Below are 21362 nucleotides of genomic sequence, written 5' to 3'. Positions count from 1 at the left end.
CGGTCCGAGGTCTTCGTCATGCTCGATCCGAACCTCGTCACGCACGCCCTCTCCGGCCCCGGAATGGATGCGACCACCGCGGCCGTGGACGATACGTTGCGCCTCGCCCAGGGGGGCGAGCTTCGCGCCGCCGCCGAGCGTGCCTCGCTCTCGATCGAGGACGGCGCGACCGACGCCCGGCTCATCGCGGCCTTCCTGCTCGGGGTCTTCGCCGAGCGAGGCCCGGTGGCATTGCCCGAGATCCTCGCGACCGTGCGTTTCGCCCTCGAAGGAGGCTTTCGCGCGCTCAGGCCGTTCCAGCGCAAAACGCGCGTCGCCGACTCCGCCTGGACGCTCTTGTTTCGGGGGATTCGATCATCCATCGATTTCTACGAAGCCAAGCGAGACGCGACGTGGAAGACCTGGGCCACGACGATCCCGCGCGATTTGACGGCGAAGACCGCCGCCGAGGCCGAGGCGCTCGCCAAGGCCATCACGGCCGTGATCGAGTCGCCGCAATCCGTGCGTGAGCTCGCCGCGCTCCGCGCCCGCAGCGAGAGCGTCTTCCAGCGCGTGCCGCCGCCGCCGCCCCCGCCGCCGCCGCCCCCGGCGGAGGTCACGCCCGCGGAGCCGGCGCCGATCGAGGAGCAAGCCGTGGACGAGCCCGAAGAGAACGCGCCCTCCGACCCCGAGCCTGTGTTCGATTCGGAAAAACTCCATCCCAGCGCGCCGCCCGCACGCACGATCGAGGTCTCGGCCGCGCTCGAGCAGTTCATCCGCAAACTCGAAGCGTTCGAGCTCCTCGTGAGCCGCGGCGACATGGGCAAGGCCGCGATCGTGGCCCAGGATGTGCGCCGCGTCGTCGATCGATTCGATCCGCGCGTGTACCTGCCCGCCTTGCTCGCCCCTCATTTCCGCCTTCTCTCGGCGAACATCGGCGACATCGCGCCCCACTGGGAGGCCGAGGGGGGCCCGGCGTGGCAGGCGCTGGAACAGCTCTATCAGGTCGACCTCGACGCGTTTGTCGGGACCTGACGCATGGACGGGCCGGCGCCGCTGTCCTCCGAAATGCCCAACGCCCCGCCCGGCGCAGGCCGCGTCGCGCTGGAGGAGGCCATTTCGCGCGCCGCCCCGGCCTTCGAGCTCCCGGCCCTCGTGGCCTTGCTCCGCGCGCGGTTTCCCGACCGCACCTTGCGATTTCGCAGCCACCCCTCGCTCGCGCTCGAACCCACGCTCGTTCGTGCGGTCGAGTTTGTCGGCGACCATATCGCCGTCACCCTGAACCTCGGCCTGCGCGCGGTCACGACCCCGCTGCCGTCGTATTTCCAGGAGCTTTTCGCGCATCCACAAGCCGGTCCGGCGCTCGAAGGCATCGTCGCGCTCGCCGACCATCGCCTCCTCGCCGATCACGCCGACACGCGCGCGCCCGTGGAGAACGAGCGCCTCGTCCCGCGCCCTCGTTCCCTACGCAGCTCGGCATTCACGCTCGCTCGCCCCTCGTCGCCGATGACGCTGGGCTGGCTTTTTCGCAAGGTTTATCCCGAGCTCGAAGTCTCGGTGCGCCGCGCCGGACACGAGCGTCGTTTGCCCGCGCCCGACGCGCGGATTGGACAGGCGACGCTCGGCATTTCCGCGCTCGGCGGCGAGGCTGAGGTCTCGGTGCCCGGGATCGACGCCATTCTGGTCACGGACGCGTCGCGGACCTGGACGAACGAGCCGTGGACGCGCGAGGCGCGCGCTCGTCTCTTCGATCACGTCTTGCCCGCGCTTTCCGGCGCGGCCGTGCACCTGCGCGTGCTGCTCGTCGACCACGAGGCGTCGGGCAAGCTCATCGTCCGCGGGCCAGGCGAGCTCGGCTGGGATCCACTCGCGAAATCGCGGCCTTCCGAGATCCACACGCTCTTCGAGGGGCGCCCGCCCGACCGCCCTGCGTGACGCAAATTTGTCCCTGGGAGCGCACCCATGAAACGCTATGCGCGATTGGAACCGTAAAGCCCCGAGCCCCCACGGTTCGGTCCTCGGGTTTTCTGCACGAGGGGGGCAAAGGCGAGCGGCGCATCGCTGGCAAACGCGCGCCTTGCCTCGTTTTGACGAGGTGGTGGGGAAGGAGAACCGATCTTGAGCAAGTACATCCAGGACCAGATTTTCAAGTCCAGGCTCACCATCACCTACCGGACCAACATCACCGGCACGCCGCAGCAGGAGAAGCTGCCCTACCGGATCCTGGTCCTCGGTGAGTTCGAGGGCCGCTCCAAGCGCGCAGCGGGGCTCCTGCCCGCCCTCTCCGAGCGGAACATTCGCTCGATCAAGCGCGGGACCACCGTGGACGATCATCTCCACGAAATCGTGCCGACCTGGCATTTGCCGAAGGCGCTCTCGCACCTCAAATCGAGCCTGCCCGGCACCGTGACCCTCGACCGGATCGTCTGCACGGTCCCGAGCGGCGCCATCGCCCGCAAGGAAGCCGGCAAGTATCCGCTCACCGGCAAGGCGCATTTCCAGAGCACGCCCGAGGAGAACGGCCTGAGCCGCGTCGACGGCGAGATCGTCGTGGGCGGCACGCTCGACGTGAAGTCGATCGACGACGCGGGCAATCTCGAGGTGCAGGGCGCGACGATCACGTTCTCCGGCGAGGTCGCCGGCGATACGATCGACCCGTCGACCCGCAAAAAGGTCGGCCTCGTGACCGGCCTTTTGCGCAATCGCGTGGTCGCGCTCGAGGCGGCGAACGTGCCGAAGCCCGAGGCCCAGGACAGCGACGACGACGACGTCTCGAAGGGCAGGGTGTATGTCCTGCCAATCACCACGCCGCTCAAGGTCAGCGCGGAGCGCACGGTGCCCTTCGCGTCGATGAAGGATTTCTCGCCGGACGCCGTGGCCAGCAGCATCCCCGAGCTCCAGCGCCTCCGCGTCATCAAGCTGATGATGCTCGAGCTCCAGTCCATGCTGCGCAACCGCCCCGAGCTGCGCGCCCAGATGAAGCGCGCGCTCGCCTCGCCCGACGGGCTCAAGGAGCTCCAGAAGTGGGCGAAAGACAATTACAAGGTGCTCGAGATCTGAGGTCGAGGAGCGATCATGCCTGCCACCAATACAACTCCCAAAAACGCCGACGAACTCAAGGCGGATCTTCTCGGGGCGTTCGGCGAGACCGCGGGCGACCTCAAGGAAGGTGACTCGCTCAAGCTCCTCATCAGCGAGGTCAAGCCGGCGGCGCAGCCGAGCGACGGGTCCGGCGGCGCGCTTTCTCTCGCCGACGATTCGAGCGCGACGGCGCCGCTCAAGTTCGACGACCGCAACGTCAACATCAACGACGGCGCGCGGTTCATGAACGACCTCGCGGCGCTGCTCGTCAATTGCGGCGACGACCTCACGCTCTCGCGCGGCGAAGAGCTCGGACCGCTGCACGTCTTCGCGAGTTATTCGAACGTCGTCGAGGCGATCGCGCTCGTCGCGCAGAAGGTCGACGAGAAGCTCGGCAAGCACCTCGACGACGTCTTCCACGACGATGATTTCCAGGCCCTCGAAGCGGTCTGGCGGGGGCTCCACCACCTCGCGTCCGGCGTCGAGAGCGAGGACGTCATCATCGATTTCCTCGACGGGAGCAAGGCCGAAATCGGCGCCGACGTCATCGATCACGACACCGACATCTTTGGCGGCAGCCTCTTCAACAAGGTCTACATCCAGGAGTACGATCGGTACGGCGGCAAGCCCTTCGCCACGATGATCGGCCTCTACGAGTTCGACTCGTCGGACGAGGACATCGACTGGCTGCGCGCCATGGGCCGCGTGGCAAACGCCTCGCATTGCCCGTTCGTCTCCTCGGTCGCGCCCACGTTCTTCACGCCCTGCAAGACGATGCAGGAGGTCGCGGAGATCGGCGACCTCGACGCGGTGCTCACGCATCCGCATTTCGGCAAGTACAACGAGCTGCGCGACACCGATTACGCCGCGTACCTCGGGCTCGTGCTGCCGCGGTACCTCCTGCGCCGTCCGTTCGGCCATTCGTACAAGCTCGAGCCGGGCAACGTCGTCGGCTACAAGGAGACCGTCCAGCCGGGCCTCACCGACGACGCGAGCAATTTCCTCTGGGGCAACGCGGCCATTCTCTTCGCGAAGAACATGGTCCGCTCCTTCGAGGGATCCGGCTGGGCCCAGCACATCCGCGGTCCGCGCGGCGGTGGCCTCGTCGAGGGGCTCACGGTCTACACGTACGAGAAGAACGGCTACGAGCACCAGCAGCCGCCCGTGGAGATCGCGATTCCCGATTATCGCGAGCTGCAGTTCGCCTCGAACGGCTTCATCCCGCTCGTGCACAAGAAGAACGAGGCGGTGGCCACGTTCTTCAGCGCGCAGTCGCTCAAGAAGCCGCGCACGTTCGTCGAGGATCTCAACACGAAGAATGCGCACCTCGTGACGAACCTCGCGTACTCGTTCTCGATCACGCGCATCGCGCATTTCGTCAAGCGCATGATGCGCGAGTACATCGGCAGCACAGCCGACGGGCCGTACATCCAGCAGGTGCTGGCGAACTGGCTCGGCGGATACGTCACGACGGTCGTCAATCCCGATGATCTGACCTTGCGGTTCTATCCGTTCAAGGCCGTGACTGTAGCCGTGGAGCCGAAGCCGGGGCCGTTCGGCTGGTACAAGTCGGTCATCTCGGTCCTGCCGCACGCGCAATTCGAAGGAATGGACGTCGAGCTCCGGCTCGAAGCGGCCCTGGGCGGGCCCTGATACGGGATCGAGCATTCAGGAAAGGATGAGCGGCCATGCCGGAATTTCGTAAAGTCCTCGACGTTTATCAGGGCTTCAACTACAAGAAGGACAAGCAAACAGCGGTCGGTTTCATCACGTCGATCAAGGTCGGAGATACGACGCTGACCGCCGATCTCACCTGCAAGAACCCCATGAACCCGACCGAGGACCTGGCGGTCGTCGCGGTCCTGCGCGACATCCTCTGGGAGACGGGCGTCACCGACGCGGTCTATCTGACCGGGCAGGTCTCCGCGACGAACAAGCAGAACATCGCCCTCCTGATTTACACATCCATGACGAACGTGCTGGTCACGTTCCAGTTCTCGGTCTACGAGTACGACCCGGTGCAGAAGGAGTATTACCTCTGCTTCCACTCGAACTCGACCGACATGAATGGGATCCTGGAGAAGCGGGGCGATGAGCTGAACCTCTCGGTGGCGGACGACGCGTCGGCCGAGGTGCAATCGCCCATCAACTTCACCTTCAACACCGGCATCAAGCCCCAGCCCTCGGCGCAATCGCTGCAGGTCGCCGTTGGCAAGGGGAAGAACTTCGCCAAGCTCTGGGGCTTGGCGCAAAGCTAGCCGGGACGAACCGTGGCGGCGCTGGCACGGCCGAAATGGCGGATCGGGCAGGTCCTGCTCCCCGAGCATTTCCTCGGTCTCGAGGATGCGCTCTCGGCCGAAGCCGCGCTCAGGGCGAGCCACCTCGGTTTGCCCCTCACCGGGATCGCGCGGCTCGAATGGAACGGCGACGATCCCAAGAATGGCGTGCTCTGGGTGTCGGGCCTCTCCGCCGTCCTGCCGGACGGGGCGCTCGTGGACGTGCCCGGCAATGCCCGGCTCAGCGCGCCGCTCGATCTCAAGTCCGTCGGGCGGCGCCGCGTCGAGGTGTTCGCCCACATCCTGCCTCCGGACGACGAGGCGAACGCGGAGGGGGCGCTCGAACCGCCCTCACCCAAGGAAATCCCGCGCGTCTTTCTCCGCGTCGTGCTCTCGTCCGAGGCGAGTATCGAAGGCAGCATGGGCCGGGCGGAGCTCGGCCATTTCGAGGTCACGACCGGGGGCCAATTCCGCCTCGCGACCGATTTCATCCCGCCGCTCGTGCGGATCGGCCCCACACCCTACCTCGCGCCGCGCCTCACGCGTCTGCGCGGCGAGCTCGCCGAGATCGAAGGCGCGCTCGACGAGCTCGCGCTGGAGGCCGTGGCGCGCGGGGATTCGGCGGCGCCGCTCTTTCGTGTGCGTGTCGAGGCCCGCAAGCTCGGCGGGCTGCTCGGCGACATGGACCGCGGGGTGCACCTGCACCCGTATCCGGTCTATTCGGCATTACGCAATTTCGCGCTCGAGCTCGGCCTGCTCGACGAGCGGGCCGCGCCGTTCGCGGCGCCTCCCTACGACCACCACGATCTCGCTCGCATCTTCTGCGTCGTGTTCGACGAGATCTCCTCGCGCGCCCGCGTGCCCCTGCCCGAGGAGCCGGCGCTCTCGTTCGTCGCCGAGAATGGTCGCCTCGTCGCCGGGGATCTGCCGCAGCAGGCCCTCGGCGCGACCGAGCTTTACGTGGTGGTCCTCAAGAATCGCACGGCGGACAAACTGCCGCTCGAAGGCACGGTGCTTTCGAGCCCGGGGCGGCTCCGCCTCGTGCGTGAGCACGCGCTCCGCGGCATGCGCCTCGTGTATTCGCCGAACCCGCCGTTCCGGCATCGGTTCGGCGGGCCGGTGGATTTTTTCCGGATCGTGGGGGCGGGCTCGTCGGCGGGCGACGACGCGCGCGAGTGGGGGGCCGTGCTCCGGGAGCGGGCGATCTGTTTTTTGATGCCCAAGGAGCTCGAGGGCTTGCAGGTGCTGCTCTCCTGGAGGCGGTCGTGATAGAAGGGACCGCGGAGGAGGCCGTCGTTGTCGTTTTACGGCAAGCTCAGGGGCGATCACGAGCCCCGTCTGGAGAGCATCGCGCGCAACCTCGAGGTGTCGCTCAACGCGAAGGGCGGGTATGCCTCGGCGGTCGAGGTGTACGGGCTCGGCCGGTACGACGGCCATTTCGCGACGAAGCCGCTGCTCGACGAGCTGTGCGCCGAGATGCTCGGGGTCGTTCGGTCGTACGAGCCGCGGCTGCTCGAACCGAAGCTCACCCTGATCGGCCGCGACCGGGGCCTCTGGGTGCGATTCACGCTCACGGGCCTCGTGGGGGAACAACCGGTGACGTATCACGTGTTTTTTCACAGCGTCCTCCGGAACGTGTCCGTGCGTCGCGGGTAGGCTCGGCCGGCGGGGGCGGGCCTTGAAGGAAAAACTCGCAATCACGCTGACGCTTAAGGTCGGGGGGACGGAGCACACGATCCCGGGCGGCAACGTGCGGGGTTTTTCCTTGCGCATGGAAGCGTGGGGCGTCTCGGGTTCCGTCGAGTTCGTCATGCAGGACGACTCGTCGTGGGGCGGGAAATACACCGACGACCTGCTCGCGGATTTCGTGAAGGCCGACCTCGGCGAGGTTTCCCTTTCGATCAAGCCGGGGCACCTCGAGACCGACACCGAGGCCGACGACGCGGAGATCAAGACGAGTGGCCTCGTGCTCGAAAAATCGGTGCGCGAGGAGACGACGCAGCGGGTGATGGACGAGCCGGCAGTGCTCTTCCGGCATTACCGCGTGACGTTCGTGGACCCGGCGCAGGCGCTCTGGCGCCAGCATTTCCCCTGCGCGCTCTACACCGAGACGACGTTCAAGGACGTGATCGAGGCCCACAAGGGCGACAAGATCAGCCTGACCTACGATTGGGACGTCATCACCACGACGGTCTCGCAGATCTTTTTCCATCTCGACCCCGCCGCGCGCTCGAGCTTTTACGATCTCGTGATCTGGTACGTCCGCCACCGGAACGGCGTTTTCACGTACGATCATGCAGAGGGCACGTATTCGATCAAGGGGGCCAAGGACACGAGCGGGGAGGCTTCGGAGCTCTTGCTCGACGACCTTTCCTCGATGACCTCGTTTTTCCCCGAGGTCCCGCGCTACAAGCCGCGCGTCCTGAACTCGTACACCGAGAGCACGGCGACCCAGCTCGTCGACAACACGAATGCGGCTACGGGCATGTATCGCGACACGCTCCTCCGCACGCCGATCGCGCAGGACGTCGACGATCGCGTCACGCTGGAGACCGCGCGGCCCCTCCTGCCCAAGCGCGAGGTCGAGCTCTCGTTCCGGCGTTTTCCCACGGTGGCCGTCTCGCCGGGCAGCTTGCTCGACATCTCCACGACGGGTGGTCATAGCTCGAATCTGATCGCGGCGACCGAATCTTTCCGCGTGGTTTTCCTCTCGCTCGAAGCTCGCGCGTCGGGCGCCGGGCCCGAGCCGACCTATGGCGATACCGCGGCGAGCTTTTCCGTTGATTGCACGGCGCGCCTCGAAGAGAAGAGCGAGCCGCGCGTTCGCCTGCCGTCCATCGTCGATCCGCGCTTCCCCGGGCACCTCGAAGGCAAGATCGTGAGCGCCGTCGGGGCAGATACCGACATCACGTACGATTTCGCGACGGACGACGACACCTCGATCGATCAATACACGGTCAAGATCCCGCTCTTCGAGAGCAAGGAGATCAGCGCGCCCTACGAGCCGGAGAGCGGGGCGGGGAACCTGTATCTGCCGCTCTACAAGAACCAGCGCGTGCTCGTGGCCCTCGATTTCAGCAAGGCCACGGTCATCCGGATGATCGATTGGCGTTCCGAGGCGCGTGTGGCCAAGGACGGGCAGGGGCAGCACCTCTTCCTCGGGAAAACCTCGACGAACAACACCTCCGTGCTCCACGATTACCAGGACGAAAAACCCGTCCTGCGCGTGCTGCGCACGAACGACAAGGACACCGTGCTCCTTCGGCTGGAGGAGGGCAAGATGACCCTCAAAGTCGAGGAGACGGGAGGGTAGTCGGTCATGCCGCTGGTCTGCACCATCGAGATGGACAAGACGGCGGGGATCACCGTGACCGTGGTCAACGCCGACGCGAGCATCACGCAGACCATCGTGATGGACGGGACGAAGATCGAGATCAAGGTCGCCGGTGATTCGGCCACGAGCACGATCACGCAGACATCGGAGAAGATCGCGATCGCCTGCAAGCAATTCGAGGTCACGGCCGACGAGACGATCACCATGACGTCCACGAAGGCGTCGAGCTGGACGAGCCAGGATACGTTTTCCGTGCAAAGCACGAAGGACGCGACGATCTCCTCGGACGCGAACGTGGCCATCTCGGGGGCGCAAAACGTGACCGTCGAGGGGACGTCGAAGGTGGGGCTCACGGGCGCGAGCTCGAATACGTTGACGCTCGAGAGCGCGGGCGCGACGCTGTCCACGTCGGCGACGCTCACGCTCGAAGGGACGAGCCAGATCTCGGCCAAGGGCGCGATGATCGAGGCCAAGGCCGATGGCACGATGAACCTCGAATCGTCCGGCATCGCGACCCTCAAGGGCGCCATGACGAACGTGCAGGGAAACCTGGTGAATCTCGGATAGGAGGGGACGATGGCAGAGGCCGAGACCTTGAATTCGCTCTTCCTGGAGGAGCTCTCCGCGCTCGACGCATTCGCCGCGCGTCGCGAGGCCGAGGGCGCGCTTTCGCTCGGGGCCGAAGATCCCGACGTGCGTCGGATCCTCGAGGCGCAGGCGTTCTTTTCGGCGAGGACACGCGCCGCCGCCCAGCGCGCGACGGCCGCGGCCGTTCGTCGCATCGCCGCCGGCACGCTCGACGAGCTGCTCGTCCCGGCGCCCGCGTCGATGATGGTCGAATGCGTGGTCGGCGAGGAGCGCGTCGAGCCCGCGATTTTGCCGCGAGGCACGCTCTTCCGCGCGATGTCGGCCGAGGGCAAGGTCGGGCTCTTTTCGATGATGCGGCCGCTCTCGATCCTGCCGATCGACGTCACGGGCGCGCGGCTCGTCGAGCAGAGCCGGCGGCTCTTCGTGCGGATCCGCCTCCGCGCCCGGCGTTCCTGGAAAAACGCGGCCACGCTCTCGTTTTACGTGCGGCGCCTCGACGATTATCGCGCGTCGCTCGCGCTGCACGACGCGCTCTCGCGCCACCTCACGCGCGCCTTCGCCGTGGCCGGTACCGACGGGCCCGAGATCGCTTGCCGCGTCTCCTTCGGCGCCCCGCGCGCGAGCGCCCTCGAAGACGGCGACGACCGCGGCCCGCTCGCACGCATTCGCTCGTTTTTCCACCTGCCCGAGCAGGAGCTTTTCGTGCAGGTCGAGGTGCCGCAGACACGCACGGCATGGGACACGCTCGACCTCTTCCTGGAGCTCGACGAGGAGTTCCCCACGAGTTTGTCGGTCTCGAACGATACGTTTCGCCTGCACGTCGTCCCCGTGGAGAACACGTGGGTCGATTTCGGCGAGCCGATCCTCTGGGACGGGACGCGGACGTCGGCGCCCGTGCGTTCGCCGTCGCCGTTGCTCGAAGGCGTCGAGGTCGCGGGCGTGCGCGGGGTCTACAAGGCGACCGATCGCGGGCTCGTGCCGATTCTGCCTGCCGCGCTCGCGCAGGATGGCGATACGTACGAGATCGAAGAAGGCGACGGGGTGACCGAGCTCCGTCTCTCGATCGACGGCGCCTTCGAGCAGCCCTGCAAGGTGCTCGCGGAGGCGCGTTTTTCGCAGCCGGTGCTCTGGTCGGCGTCGCCTGGCAAGCTCGCGCTCGGCTTGCAAACGCGGCATTTGCCGGGTGTATCGTTCCGGCTCGTGGGCAGCATGCGCGCGCCCGCGGAGAGCACGCTCGCGCGCGACCCGGCGCGGTGCCTCGACGTGCTGTCGCTCCGCATGCGGCCGTCGCTCGGGCGGCGGGATCTCGTGGGGATGCTGGAGATCCTCGGCGCGAGCGGAGATGGGGCGTATCGAGGGTTTGCCACGCTCGTCGACGAGCTCGATTCGCGCGAGGCGCCCGATCCGGCCCGGCGCGCCGGCGGAATCCGGCGCGTGTATCGGCTCGCGGTGCGGCAAAGGACGCCCGAGGAAGCACCGCTCGTGCGGCGGCTCGCAGCAGAGATCGCCGCGCTCCTCGACGCGTGGACGGAGGAGCCCGTGGACGTGGAGATCACGACGCGCCCGATGGCGGGCCAGCGCGTGCTTTCCGGAGGGACGAAGGCATGAGCGCGACGGGCACGCTCGATACCCGCGCGTTCGCGGAGATCGTCGCCTGTATCGAGGACACCGCGCGGATCCTCGACGCGGCCGTGCGAAACCATAGGACACGCGACGTCGAGGCGCTCCGCGCGAAGCTCCGGCGCAGGCTCGACGATCTCGACGCGAAGCTCGACAAGATGGTCTCGCCGAGCACCATGGAGGGTGTCCTCGTCCCGCTCGTGGTTTTCCTCGACGAACGCGTGCAGACGCGGCTCGCGCGCGAGGGCGATCCGGAGAGCCCGCCGTGGCCGCTCTTGCAATGGGATCTGCTCGGCGAGACCGACGGCGGCGACGAGTTCTTCGAGCGCGCGGGGCTCCTCACGCCCGAGAGCAAGCCCGAGCCGCTCGTGGTCGCGACGTACCTGCATTGCCTGGAGTCGGGTTTCGTGGGCCGCCATTTCGACGAGCCCCAGGAGATCCGTGCCTGGAAGGAGAAGCTCGCGCGCTGCCTGCCGCGGAGCGAGGACCCGGCCAAGACGGCCGCGGCCCCCACGGTCCGAGCCCGGGCCGCGCTGCGGTACGCGCTGCTTGCCCTGGGCGTCGCGGCAGGTTTTCACGCGGTTTTTGCCCTCGTCAGCCTTCTGTGGTGAAGTGCCGAGGGAATGGCGGCCGGAGGCAAGGAGAGTGATCCGCGGTCCTCGCTGCTCGCACGATGGCGAGCGAGCGGGCGCCGTCCGTCCGCGCCCCCAGCGCCTCCCCGGGTCGATGTCGAGGACGCGCCCCACTCGCCGCCTCCGCCGGACGCGGCGGCCCTGCTCGCGGCGGTCGAGGCGCACGCCGTGGGCGTCGTGCCTCCGCATGTCCTCGCGGCCGTCGTGAAGCCCATCCGCGAGGCCCTCGCCCTGCCGCCCGAGGCGCGGGATCCGAAGGTGCTCGCGCTGGCCTTCGATCGGGTGGAGGAGCTCTTCGAGGCCTTTTTCTTCGCCGGGCAGCGTATGCCCGCGGGGAGTTAGGGCGGCGAGGAGGCGCGCGCGATGCAGCAGGCCGCAGCGCTGGGAGCGTCCTTGAACCCCTGGGTGATCGCCGCGATCGCCCTCGTGGGGGTCTTGCTGCTCGTCCTCGGCATTTATTTGTTCGTACAGTCGCGTAAGAAGTCCGGCGAGGAGGCGCCCAAGGTGCCCTCGCCGCGCTCGCTCGGCCGAACGTGGGACGATTTCGTACGCCGCTTGCCGGAGAGCGTGCAGGGCGCGCCGATCGTCGTCGTGCTCGGCGAGCGTCGGGCCGGCAAGACGAGCGTGATCCAGACGGGGCTCGCGCGTTCGGGTTCGGCCTCGCAGGTCGCGCCGAGCGATACGTCGGACGCGCGGCTCTCGATGTTCGCGGGCCAGCACGCGCTCGTGCAGGAGATCAGCGGCGAATTGCTCGAAGACACGCGGCCCGAGGCGCGCTCTTCGCTCGCGGATCTCTGGAAGCCGATCGCGCTCCGGGTGCCGGTCGTCCTTTTCGTGATCGACGCGCGCGCGCCCTCGTTCACGCCCGCGGGCCTCAGGCGCCTCGGCGCGCTCGGGCGGGACGTGGTCGATCGTCTCACGTCGCTCCGGCGCGGGCGCGCGCCGCGGGTGCGGGTCGTTCTTTCGCACCTCGACGAGCGCCTCGAAGGGTTCGTCCCGCTCGCGCGCGTGGCCGAGGACGAGGGACACGCGACGCAGACCTTGAAGCCTGCGGGCCGGCGCGCAGCGGACCTCGAAGTGTTGCTCGCGCCGCTCGACCCGTGTTTGTCTTCCGCGATCAAAACGCTGCCGGCCGCGCAGACGGCGGCGGTGACGAAGCTGCTCGCGGGCGGCGGGGGCAGCGTGTTCGCGGCGCTCGAACCGTTTCTCGATGCATTCGTGGGGAGCGCGACGCAGGTCGCGACGCCGGCGCTCGACGGGATCGTGGTCGCGGGTTTGCCCGAGGGCGCGGACGCAGGGATGGTGGGCGAGCCGCTCGGCCTCGACGCGCAGACGGTGCAATCCGATTTTCATGCGCACGAGCAGCGGCGGACGCTGGGCGCGCTGATCATCGGGGCCTCGATCGCGGGGCTCATTGGCGCGCTTTATTTGTGGCACTGGCAGGACGTGAAGGCCGTGCCCGCGCAGGTCGCGGGTTTCACCACGCTGCGCCTGCCGCGCAACGTGGAGATCGATCGAGCGGAAGGGAAAGCCGCGAAGGCGCTCCGGGCGGCGCTCCGGCCACGCTGGTGGCCTTTGCGATTCGCGTATCCGAACGCGAAGGAGGAGATCGACCGGCCGCGGACCGAACGCGACGGAGGCGGCGAACGCGAGGCGTTCCTCGGGAAGATCCGCGAAGTGTATCTCCTGCCGGCGGCGAGGGCGTCCTCGCTGCCGGTGCGGCTTTATGCGGTGGCGCTGCTCAGGGCCTCGGAGGACAACGATCTCGGCGAGCTCGCGCTGCGCGACAAGGAGACGTTCGCCCGGGTGCTCGAGGTGCCGGAGAGCGTGGTCAGCGATTACGTGACGTTCTCGTATTCGCCGTGGTGGGGGGCGATCGAGGGGCTCGACCAGGGCATTCCGCGGGGCGATTGGGAAGGGTTTCTGGGCTCGCTCGACGATTCGTTGAAGAAGGGCGCGGTTCCGCCTGGCGAGATCGGCGCGCTCTCGGAGAGCGCGCGCAGGCTCTCGGATGCGCTGCGCGGCGTGGATGACGCGCCCTCTCAGAAGGAGCTCGAATCGCTACTCCGCACGGAGAGCCCGGAGGACGCGGATAAACTGCTCGGCCCCGGAGGCAGCCACCAGATCCCGGACTGGGCGCAGCAGAAGAGCAAGGAGCTCGAAGGGCTGCTCGGCGAGGTCGACGGATCGAAGGTCGAGGTGCCGAGCGCGGAGAACCGGACGCTGCGGCAGATCGTGGGTGATCTCGAGGGGATGAAATGCCCCGCGGGGGACACGGCCTCGAAGGAGACGTATCCGATCGACAAGAACCGCGTTTATCGCGCGGAGGACTGGGACAGGCTCGTCGCGTCGAGCAAGTCGTCGGCGTACGTGAAGGCGTTCGTCGAGGATGTGCGTGCAAAGCAGCGCTCGCCGTTCTTTGGGCCAAACCAAACGTTCCCCGCGGTGGGCGCGAGCGACATGCCGGGGCGTGGACCGAGCCGGCCTTTGCCGGGGCTTTACACGGTGCGGGCCGTCAATGACGAGCTCGTGCCCGCTTTCACGAAGCTCGACGCGGCGCTCACGGGGGCGTGCGTGCAGCAGACCGAACGCGACGAGCTCGCGCGGCTCGCGCGCGACGGGATGGACCAGTACGCGACGGCCTACCAGAACGCGCTGTTTTCCTACGTGCAGGGCTTCGGGTTCTCGTCGGGCTCGCTCGCGTCGCTGCGGACCGATCTGCAGGACATGGCCACGCCGAGCTCGTGGTTCGGCCAGTTCTGGACCACGGTGGCGGAGAACGCGGCGGTCGATCCGGGAAGCGACCCGTACCTCGCGATCCTGCGAAATGCGCTCCGCTCGTTCGATCCGATCGTGGCGCTCCAGCCCGAGAAGGGCAAACCCGTCAATCTCGACAAGTATTACGCGATCCTGACGCCGCTCATCGCCTCGCTGGAGGACGGGCCGCTCCAGGCGGCGGGCGCGCCGCTCGGGGATCGTTTGCCGCTCGTGGGAAAGCTGGGTTTGTCCTTGCTCGACCCCGACCCGAAGCACCCGCTGCCGCAAGTGAAAGCGTGGCTCGACGCGGCGCGGATTCCGGGCGGGGACATGCGGCGGCCTTTCCTTCTGCCGGTGAATCAGGTCTACGAGTATGCCCTGACGAACGTGGAGAAGGCCGTCGAGAAGATCTACAAGAGCGAGATTCGACCGCTCGGCGAGCCGCTCTGGGTGCGGTTTCCCTTCATGCCGACGGCGAAGGTCGAGGCGCCGCCGAGCGAGGTCGATTCGGTCTTCGGCGTCAAGGGCACGATGCGCCTCGCCTTCCAGGACGGCGTGGCGCCGGCCGCGCGGCGGAGCGATGGCGGGGCGTGGGTGGCGAAGCGGCCGCTCGATTATCGCGCGGTCGTCTTGCCGAAAGAGGCGCTCGAGGTCGGCGGCTGGTTCGACGCGCTTTCGGGCCTGCTCTGGGACGAGGCGGGCAAACCCAAGGCAATCGCGCTTTCGGTGCGGCCGCATGCGCTGCCCAAGGTGGAGCGGGATGATCGGGTGGCCGTGACGATGTCCTCGCTCAGCGCGGGAGAGACGACCGTCGCGGGGTTCAATCAGGCGCCGGCGTGGAAACCGCTGCCCGTGCCCTGGTCGACGTCGACACCGGCGATCGTGAGCGCGGAGCTCACCGACCTTTCGAGCGGCGGGAAGACGTCGCGGTCGCAGGAGGGGACGGGCGAGGCATGGCAGACGTTGCGGCTCGTCTGCGAGGCGCCGACATGGCGGGGATCGACGGTGTCGTGGATGCTCGGCGCGCGCGTGGCCTTTGATCTCGGCTCGGATCCGTGGGAGGTGCTGCTCCCGCCGCCGAACCGCGGGGTTCGTTGCCCGTCGCGGCCACAGCCCACCACGACGACGCTAAGTGGACAAGCCACGACGCCTCGTTGATACTGCGCTCGTGCGAGGTCACGCCTCCCTCTGCGGCCTGACCGCGCTCCTCGCCTCGATGCTCGGGGCCGGTTGCGCGTCGTCGAATGCTTCCCAGGTGGAGCTCGTGCTCCGCCCGGCCGCCGACGCGAATGGCGCGCGCTCGGTTTACGTGCTCGCCCGCGCGATCGACGAAAAGACGTTCGGCGCGGAGTCGTACGAGTCGGTCGCGGCACGCGTGACCACGCCCGACGAGTCGGTGCAGACATCGGTGGTGGTGCTGCCCGGGCAGACGAAGGTGATCCAGGTGCCGGTGCCGGAAAAGGGGACGCTCGCGATTTACGCGCTCCTCGAACGGCCGGACCGCGACGCGTGGCGGGTGCTTCTCTCGTCACCGCCGCCGGAGAAGATCGAGGTGCGGATCGAGCGGAGCAGGCTTTGCCGTGTCTCGAAATCGGGCGAAGTCTGCGTGCCGGAAGCGCCCTGACGCGGGGCGGGTGCCTCCTGCGAGGGACTTGATTTCTACCATGTCGGCCACCTCGAGCCACCTTTGGGGCTCGTCGTTCGAGTGGCAGTAGGGGCAGCTCTCTTCTTCCGTGTCGGTCTCCTCGGGCCACCATTGGGGCTCGTTGTCCGTGTGGCAACTGGAGCACTTTTCCTTGATCTCGCGATCGATGGGCCCCACGAAGGGGTCGAGGGTGACGTCGCAGAGCTGGCCGTTGTTGTCCGGATCGATGTGGATGCCCATGAACGGGAGCTCGTTCGTGGAGACTTCGACGACCCTCGGGGTGCCGTCGTCGTTCGTGAGGCCTTCACAGGGATACTCGCCCGGAGGAATGGGCGAGACGGCGTTGAACGGAGGCGTGCCGCTGCTGCAGCTCACGGCGACGCGTTGCACGTTGCACGCGGCGGGCACCACGCCGGTCGTGACGATCTCGGCCTCGCAGCCGCACCCCACAGCCGAGCTCAGCATGGATTCGAGCCCCACACCTGGGCCATAGATCCAGGCCGCGGTGAGGCAGCCGAAAGCAGGGTTCGAATTCACGTTCGCAACGCACGGGGGCGGCGGAGGTGGAGGCGGAGGGGGCGGCGACGTGGGATTCGTGGGCACGATCGTGATGCCCTGGATGCCGCTCTCGGGGGCATCACCGATACGCACGGCATCGTCGTCCCCGGCGGAAAGGCACGCGGTCGCGCCCGCGCAGGAGGCCGCGAGCAAGAGGAGGTGGGTGAAATGAAAGCGGCTGGAAATGGGCGTACTCATCCCGACGGTACGCCCGCCAGCCTCGGCCGGATCCACCCCTCGAAGCCGCTGCGCTGGCGCTGGGGCGTTGCCCCAGGCCCCACCAGGGGCTGTCCGCCCCTGGACCAGGGGCCTGCGCAAGCGCTGGACCCGGGGTCGATGAACTGCGCGATGCGCAGTTCATCGAACAGGTTGAGGCAAGACCGGCGAGCGACGCTGCCCGCCAAGACGGCCTCAACCGACAACGCTGCCTTTGGTCTTGCCACGGGCCCGTGGGAAGAACTGCGCATCGCGCAGTTCTTCCCCAAATGGTCCAGGGCTTGCCCTGGTTCGGGTCGAGGGGCGAACAGCCCCCGCGGGGTCCGGGGCGGCGCCCCGGCGAGGCGCCGCCCGTGTCCCCGCCGCGCGCGGAGGCGTCGCGCGCGAGCGAGGTGCGAGGCGTGTGGGCGCGTCTCCGAGGCGCGTGGGCGCAGGAAAATGACGCGTGGGCGGGGAGCAAAGGCGCGCGCGCGTGAGGTCGAGACGCGTGCGCATGACGTGGAGATCGTTCGGGAATGTCATGAAGGCGCGTGCCCGCGACGCGGAGATGCGTGGGCACGAGGGGAAGGCGTGCCCGCGTGACTTGGCGACGCGTGCACGCGACTTGGAGACGCGTGCACGCGACTTGGAGATGCGTGCACGCCACCTTTGGGTCGAGATCAGGTGGTGAGAAGGCTCACGTGCAAGGCGGCGGCAGGACCGGACATCTCGCGGGATTTGTCCGAGGAGGCGCGGGCGAAGGCTTTCTCTCCAGAATGACGAACGTCGCGCGCCGGGGCGCTGCCCCGGTGGGGCCTGGGGCAAAGCCCCAGCGCAGCGCCTCCCAAGATGAGACCAATGCTCAGCGGGACGGGAGAGGGGCGAGGGAATTTTAGCCCGGGATCGCGGCTCCCATTCCAACACCCCACTCCCCATTCAGGGCGGATCGTGGGGTTCTACCACGACGAACCAATCCCTCATTCGCGATTGCCTCGCGCCCCAATTCATGAGGCAAAACAAGCGACGCCAGCCGGTGCTGGTAACACCGACAGGCGTCTCACCTGCAAACCCCGAAGCACCGGAGTTCACAAGCTGTGAGCAACGTAGACGTCTGCCCTGAATCCGCCAAGAAACCTACACCGTACCCTCCCCGGAGGCCGCCTTCGCGTGGTTTTACCGCGAATACCGTGGCTTCGTCCGTTCGGTCCTGCTGAAGCATGGCCGCGTCGAGGAGCGCGAGGCGGAGGACCTCGTGCAGGAGGTCTTTCTCGTCGCGTGGCGCCGCCGTGTGACCCTCACATCGGGCGAACAGGCGCGCTCCTGGCTCTGCACGGTCGCTTTTTACGTCGCGGCGAACCATCGCAGGCAAGCGCGGCATTGCCGGGAGATGCTCCCGGGCGAGCTGCCGGAGCCTGCGTTCCACCCACGCGTGACGCAGGCCATGGACGCGGCGCGGCTGCCCCGGACGGCCATCCAGAAGCTCACGAAAAAGCTCGCGGCCGTGCTCTGGGCCTACGAAATCGAAGGCCGCTCGATGCCGCAGATTGCCCGCGCGCTCCGGATCCGCCTGGATACCGCGTACGCCCGCCTGCGCTTCGCGCGGATCCGCCTCGCTAACGCACGCGCACGCGCACGCGCACGCGCCTCCGCCTCCGCCCCCCGCCTCCGCTTCGGATTCCGGGGCCCCTTGCACCGACGACTATCCGCAACGCGGACGGTAAGATCGACACAATCGGCCGGCCGATTGTCCTACATCATGGCATCTAGGTGCCTGAAGGCGCGAGCGTGGGGCCGTCGGACGCGCAGGTAGAACGATCGCGCGCGCGACCGCGCGCCGGAGATGCGATGCTCTCGCGCGACCCCGAAGCACACGTCCGCCTCCGCCTCCGCCTCCGCAGCGCGGGCGATCGGCTCGGCCCTATGGCACGCTGCGGGCGTGCGAACGATGACAGCAACGCTCGGCGTGATCCTCGGCGCGTGCGGCACCGCGCGCGCGGTGCCACGGGAGACGGTCGATCCCGCGAGCGATCCCGCGCTCGCGTCGGTGCACGCGGCAGGCGTCGAGCAGGTGCGGCGCCGGATGTGGTGGGCCTACGCGGACGACACCGTGCTCTACCGCGGCACGATCGACGCGCGGAACAACCTCGGCGCGCTCCCCGACCATGAGGACGAGGTGGTCTCGGGCTCGATGGTGGGCCGCCTCGATCGCCAGCCGATCACGGGGTCGGTCCTGGGTCCGGCGGTGGCGATCCGTCTGGTGCGCGACGGCGACGATCGCGGCGCGCTGCTCTTGTGGCAGCCGGCGAGCGACGCGACGATCACCGGGATCGTCGGCCCGTTCGAACGCACGGACGGAGTGGGCCTCGATGGAACGCGCTGCACGGGCTGCGTGACGCCGTTCGCCGCGGCGCCGCCGTCGATCCGAGTGGACGCCGCGGCGACGGGCGCGTGGGGCGACGGCACCGCGGCGCACGCGTGGGCGCGCGGAGAGCTCGCGCGGATTGCACGGGGCGATCTGCGAGCGCCGGAACTCGCGGCGCTGATTGAGACCGAGTGGGGCATCGAGGCCGAGGCGCACGACGGCGCCGTGTCGCTCCCGATCGATGGCGTGCTGTCGCGCAAGCTCGCGATCGATCCCCCACCGGCCGAGGGCCACACGGCCTGCGCCGAGACGCGCGCGTGGACCGCGGTGGGCAGGATCGCGCTGCCCGACCTGACAGTGCGGGTGACGGACGTCGAGCTGGGCCCCTCGCGCGCAGCGTGCTGCGTCCCGGAGCACGTGCCGTGCAGCGGGCCGAGGTGCGTGCCGGTGCCGGGGCGTTGATGAATTTTGCGGCAACAGTCGCGAATTCCAGATCGCCCGAGGCGTTATGTATACTGCACCATGATCTCTCGATGGATGAAGGCTGCGTTCACGACCTCGATCGGGGTAGTCGCGGCGTGTCGCGGCGCCGCGCCGTCGCCATCGAGCATCCCCTCGCCATCGAGCATCCCCTCGCCAAAAGCGAGCGTTCCCCCGAGCCCGCCCGACGGGGACGCTCATGCGGCGCCCTCGAGCGACGGAAAGTGTAACGCGGGAGCGCCGAAGGCCGATGCGGCGTTCACGCCGGTCACGCTCCGCTTCGATCAGCGCCCGGATGGAACGACCATGGTCGAACCCGAGGTCGCGAGGCGATTCCCGGCGATGAGCGACGATGGTCGAACCATCGCCATTCTCGACGAGCGATGGACCATCGAGGAAGGAGCCAGCCTGCACCTCGCCTTCCTCGACGTCCGAACGAACAAACAGGTCGTGTTCACGCTCTGGGCACACTCGGCACGGGCCACCCGTCGCCCGCAGGCGCAGCGAGCCTTGGACAAGGGCCGCTGGCAATCGCTGATCCCGGGAGAGATCGGCGGCCAAGACTGCGGCCCTTCCGGTGTCGCCGTCGATCCGCACGCGCTGCGTTTCAATGCGGTCGAGTTCCAGTTCGTGGGCGAGGGCTACAAGGTCGAACTCTTGCGGCGCACGCGCTCCGGAGACGCCAAGCTGCCGCTCGTGGCGCACGGGCTCCCGGGGACGATGGGCGAAGCGGCTGTGCCGACTCGAGACGTCGGCGGGTCCTGTGGGGTCTGGGATCACCTGGAGGCGGGCTGGGTGTCTCAGGACGGCAGGGTCTACGTGTTCAAGCTCGGCGCGAACCTCGGTGGCCGATGCGGTCCAGCGCCCACGCCCGTCGAGTATTGCTCCTGGGTGTCGCAATGACGTGCGCGCTCCGCCCCACGCGTCGGCCCACTCGCTCCGGCCCGCTCCCCATATCGAGCGGCAATGCGCAAACGCAATGAGCATCAGGACCGTCATGCACTGCCCAACAAGCCGTTGCTGCCGACGGGCCGGGCATGTTCGCTTCGCTGGACGGCCCCGGCCCGCGGCAGACCGTGGCGTTGGGCCGCATTGAGAGTGAATCGCAAAGTGCAGGAACACATCCACCCAAGCAATTTCTACCTACGCCCGCCTCTCCCTCGCCCGACGGCACCTGCCAATGCTCGCGCCCGCCTGATCCGCCTGCGCACGCACACGCGCACACGCACACGCACGCGCACGCGCCTCCGCCTCCGCCTCCGCCTCTGCTTCGGATTCCGGGGCCCCGCACCCTACAAAACCCACAAGATCCCGCCCCCTCTGACCACGGAGCGCCCCCGTTGGCGCGCTTCGCACGTACCCGTCTAGAAGTGGTACGCTTGAAGCAACCAAGAGCAGGAGGAGCATGCGCACGTGGCGGCAACGACAATGGGGGCCCTACCTGGGGGTGCTGATGAGCCTCTTTGGTGTGGGATGCGGGGGGAGCGCACAGGACGCGCGGGTACTCGATTGGGTGCATGCGCAGAGCGTCGCGCCCAAATCCACGCAAGAGATTTCCCTCCCGGGCGATCTTGCCGGGGCGAGCACGGATGCCCAGGTGCACGTGGCGCGGCTCGCTGATGGGCGCACTTGCATCCTCCTCAAGAAGTCAATCGGATGGAAAAGCAACTTCGAGGGGGTGCTCCTATGTGACGCCCCCCTGCTTCCTGCCGAGGTCGTAACGGCGCCGCCCGCTCCACGCGCCTACGTGAGCCTAACCGGGCACGCGGTGTTCGAGGAGCTTTATGTGCGAACCCAGCGCGACAAACGCACCTTCGACGTGTACTTCGATCTGAACTGACCCTACCGCCTCCGC

General features: G+C 68.0%; 19 protein-coding genes. 18 read left to right on the top strand and 1 reads right to left on the bottom strand.

Annotation, left to right across the window (positions count from 1 at the left end; genetic code table 11):
* The first annotated feature begins 18 nt into the window (after nucleotides 1-18).
* From KEG57_RS00810 to KEG57_RS00745, 14 genes are all read left to right on the top strand, one after another.
* On the top strand, nucleotides 19-1014 hold the full coding sequence (locus KEG57_RS00810) for a type VI secretion system protein IglI family protein (protein WP_272457997.1): 996 nt from the start codon (nucleotides 19-21) through the stop codon (nucleotides 1012-1014).
* Nucleotides 1015-1047: 33 nt separating this feature from the next.
* The gene (locus tag KEG57_RS00805; RefSeq protein ID WP_272457996.1) at nucleotides 1048-1914 is read left to right on the top strand and encodes a type VI secretion system baseplate subunit TssG; all 867 of its coding nucleotides are present in this window, start codon (nucleotides 1048-1050) and stop codon (nucleotides 1912-1914) included.
* Nucleotides 1915-2097: 183 nt separating this feature from the next.
* Nucleotides 2098-3039 (top strand): type VI secretion system contractile sheath small subunit, encoded by a 942-nt coding sequence (locus KEG57_RS00800; protein WP_272418583.1) that lies wholly within the window; start codon nucleotides 2098-2100, stop codon nucleotides 3037-3039.
* 15 nt (nucleotides 3040-3054) lie between these two features.
* Nucleotides 3055-4713, top strand: a complete 1659-nt coding sequence (gene tssC, locus KEG57_RS00795; protein ID WP_272418584.1) for a type VI secretion system contractile sheath large subunit — start codon at nucleotides 3055-3057, stop codon at nucleotides 4711-4713.
* A gap of 35 nt (nucleotides 4714-4748) precedes the next feature.
* Nucleotides 4749-5318, top strand: a complete 570-nt coding sequence (locus tag KEG57_RS00790) for a hypothetical protein (protein ID WP_272418585.1) — start codon at nucleotides 4749-4751, stop codon at nucleotides 5316-5318.
* A gap of 12 nt (nucleotides 5319-5330) precedes the next feature.
* Nucleotides 5331-6605, top strand: a complete 1275-nt coding sequence (tssK, locus tag KEG57_RS00785) for a type VI secretion system baseplate subunit TssK (protein ID WP_272457995.1) — start codon at nucleotides 5331-5333, stop codon at nucleotides 6603-6605.
* A gap of 27 nt (nucleotides 6606-6632) precedes the next feature.
* Nucleotides 6633-6992, top strand: a complete 360-nt coding sequence (locus tag KEG57_RS00780; RefSeq protein ID WP_272457992.1) for a GPW/gp25 family protein — start codon at nucleotides 6633-6635, stop codon at nucleotides 6990-6992.
* A 22-nt stretch (nucleotides 6993-7014) separates the two neighbouring features.
* Nucleotides 7015-8649, top strand: coding sequence for a hypothetical protein (locus tag KEG57_RS00775; RefSeq protein WP_272457990.1), 1635 nt, complete (start codon nucleotides 7015-7017; stop codon nucleotides 8647-8649).
* Between the two features lie 6 nt (nucleotides 8650-8655).
* Entirely contained in the window at nucleotides 8656-9237 is a 582-nt protein-coding gene (locus tag KEG57_RS00770; RefSeq protein WP_272457988.1) for a hypothetical protein, read from the top strand.
* 9 nt (nucleotides 9238-9246) lie between these two features.
* Nucleotides 9247-10866 (top strand): type VI secretion system baseplate subunit TssF, encoded by a 1620-nt coding sequence (locus KEG57_RS00765; RefSeq protein ID WP_272457987.1) that lies wholly within the window; start codon nucleotides 9247-9249, stop codon nucleotides 10864-10866.
* On the top strand, nucleotides 10863-11489 hold the full coding sequence (locus tag KEG57_RS00760; RefSeq protein WP_272457986.1) for a DotU family type IV/VI secretion system protein: 627 nt from the start codon (nucleotides 10863-10865) through the stop codon (nucleotides 11487-11489). Before KEG57_RS00765 ends, KEG57_RS00760 begins: the two co-directional genes overlap by 4 nt.
* A gap of 12 nt (nucleotides 11490-11501) precedes the next feature.
* Nucleotides 11502-11852: a hypothetical protein gene (locus tag KEG57_RS00755; protein WP_272457984.1), complete on the top strand. Its 351-nt coding sequence runs from the start codon at nucleotides 11502-11504 to the stop codon at nucleotides 11850-11852.
* Nucleotides 11853-11873: 21 nt separating this feature from the next.
* Complete coding sequence (locus KEG57_RS00750; RefSeq protein ID WP_272457983.1) at nucleotides 11874-15425, top strand: type VI secretion system membrane subunit TssM; 3552 nt, start codon at nucleotides 11874-11876, stop codon at nucleotides 15423-15425.
* A 10-nt stretch (nucleotides 15426-15435) separates the two neighbouring features.
* Nucleotides 15436-15891, top strand: coding sequence for a type VI secretion lipoprotein TssJ (locus tag KEG57_RS00745; RefSeq protein ID WP_272418594.1), 456 nt, complete (start codon nucleotides 15436-15438; stop codon nucleotides 15889-15891).
* On the opposite strand, the gene KEG57_RS00740 is transcribed toward KEG57_RS00745, so the two are convergent.
* The gene (locus KEG57_RS00740; protein WP_272457982.1) at nucleotides 15796-16668 is read right to left on the bottom strand and encodes a hypothetical protein; all 873 of its coding nucleotides are present in this window, start codon (nucleotides 16666-16668) and stop codon (nucleotides 15796-15798) included. The genes KEG57_RS00745 and KEG57_RS00740 overlap by 96 nt on opposite strands.
* Nucleotides 16669-17785: 1117 nt before the next feature.
* Between KEG57_RS00740 and KEG57_RS00735 the strand changes: the two genes are divergently transcribed.
* The 4 genes from KEG57_RS00735 (at nucleotide 17786) to KEG57_RS00720 (ending at nucleotide 21347) form a co-directional block, all read left to right on the top strand.
* A complete protein-coding gene (locus KEG57_RS00735) occupies nucleotides 17786-18475 on the top strand; it encodes an RNA polymerase sigma factor (protein WP_272426179.1) in 690 nt (229 codons plus the stop codon).
* Between the two features lie 135 nt (nucleotides 18476-18610).
* Nucleotides 18611-19489: a hypothetical protein gene (locus KEG57_RS00730; RefSeq protein ID WP_272426101.1), complete on the top strand. Its 879-nt coding sequence runs from the start codon at nucleotides 18611-18613 to the stop codon at nucleotides 19487-19489.
* Between the two features lie 60 nt (nucleotides 19490-19549).
* Nucleotides 19550-20410 carry a hypothetical protein gene (locus KEG57_RS00725; protein WP_272426099.1) on the top strand — a complete coding sequence of 287 codons (861 nt, stop codon included), beginning with the start codon at nucleotides 19550-19552 and terminating at the stop codon, nucleotides 20408-20410.
* A gap of 550 nt (nucleotides 20411-20960) precedes the next feature.
* Entirely contained in the window at nucleotides 20961-21347 is a 387-nt protein-coding gene (locus tag KEG57_RS00720) for a hypothetical protein (protein ID WP_272426098.1), read from the top strand.
* Nucleotides 21348-21362 lie beyond the last annotated feature (15 nt).

Source organism: Polyangium jinanense, assembly GCF_028435365.1.
The sequence above is the reverse complement of the archived record's forward strand: the minus strand, read 5'-3'. Positions and strand labels throughout refer to the sequence as shown.

Bases quoted from the DNA above. Each gene is read 5' to 3' on its own strand.
- KEG57_RS00810 (WP_272457997.1), top strand. From the start codon at position 19: ATGCTCGATCCGAACCTCGTCACGCACGCCCTCTCCGGCCCCGGAATG.
- KEG57_RS00805 (WP_272457996.1), top strand. From the start codon at position 1,048: ATGCCCAACGCCCCGCCCGGCGCAGGCCGCGTCGCGCTGGAGGAGGCC.
- tssC (WP_272418584.1), top strand. From the start codon at position 3,055: ATGCCTGCCACCAATACAACTCCCAAAAACGCCGACGAACTCAAGGCG.
- KEG57_RS00790 (WP_272418585.1), top strand. From the start codon at position 4,749: ATGCCGGAATTTCGTAAAGTCCTCGACGTTTATCAGGGCTTCAACTAC.
- KEG57_RS00770 (WP_272457988.1), top strand. From the start codon at position 8,656: ATGCCGCTGGTCTGCACCATCGAGATGGACAAGACGGCGGGGATCACC.
- KEG57_RS00765 (WP_272457987.1), top strand. From the start codon at position 9,247: ATGGCAGAGGCCGAGACCTTGAATTCGCTCTTCCTGGAGGAGCTCTCC.
- KEG57_RS00760 (WP_272457986.1), top strand. From the start codon at position 10,863: ATGAGCGCGACGGGCACGCTCGATACCCGCGCGTTCGCGGAGATCGTC.
- KEG57_RS00755 (WP_272457984.1), top strand. From the start codon at position 11,502: ATGGCGGCCGGAGGCAAGGAGAGTGATCCGCGGTCCTCGCTGCTCGCA.
- KEG57_RS00750 (WP_272457983.1), top strand. From the start codon at position 11,874: ATGCAGCAGGCCGCAGCGCTGGGAGCGTCCTTGAACCCCTGGGTGATC.
- KEG57_RS00740 (WP_272457982.1), bottom strand. From the start codon at position 16,668: ATGAGTACGCCCATTTCCAGCCGCTTTCATTTCACCCACCTCCTCTTG.
- KEG57_RS00730 (WP_272426101.1), top strand. From the start codon at position 18,611: ATGACAGCAACGCTCGGCGTGATCCTCGGCGCGTGCGGCACCGCGCGC.
- KEG57_RS00725 (WP_272426099.1), top strand. From the start codon at position 19,550: ATGATCTCTCGATGGATGAAGGCTGCGTTCACGACCTCGATCGGGGTA.
- KEG57_RS00720 (WP_272426098.1), top strand. From the start codon at position 20,961: ATGAGCCTCTTTGGTGTGGGATGCGGGGGGAGCGCACAGGACGCGCGG.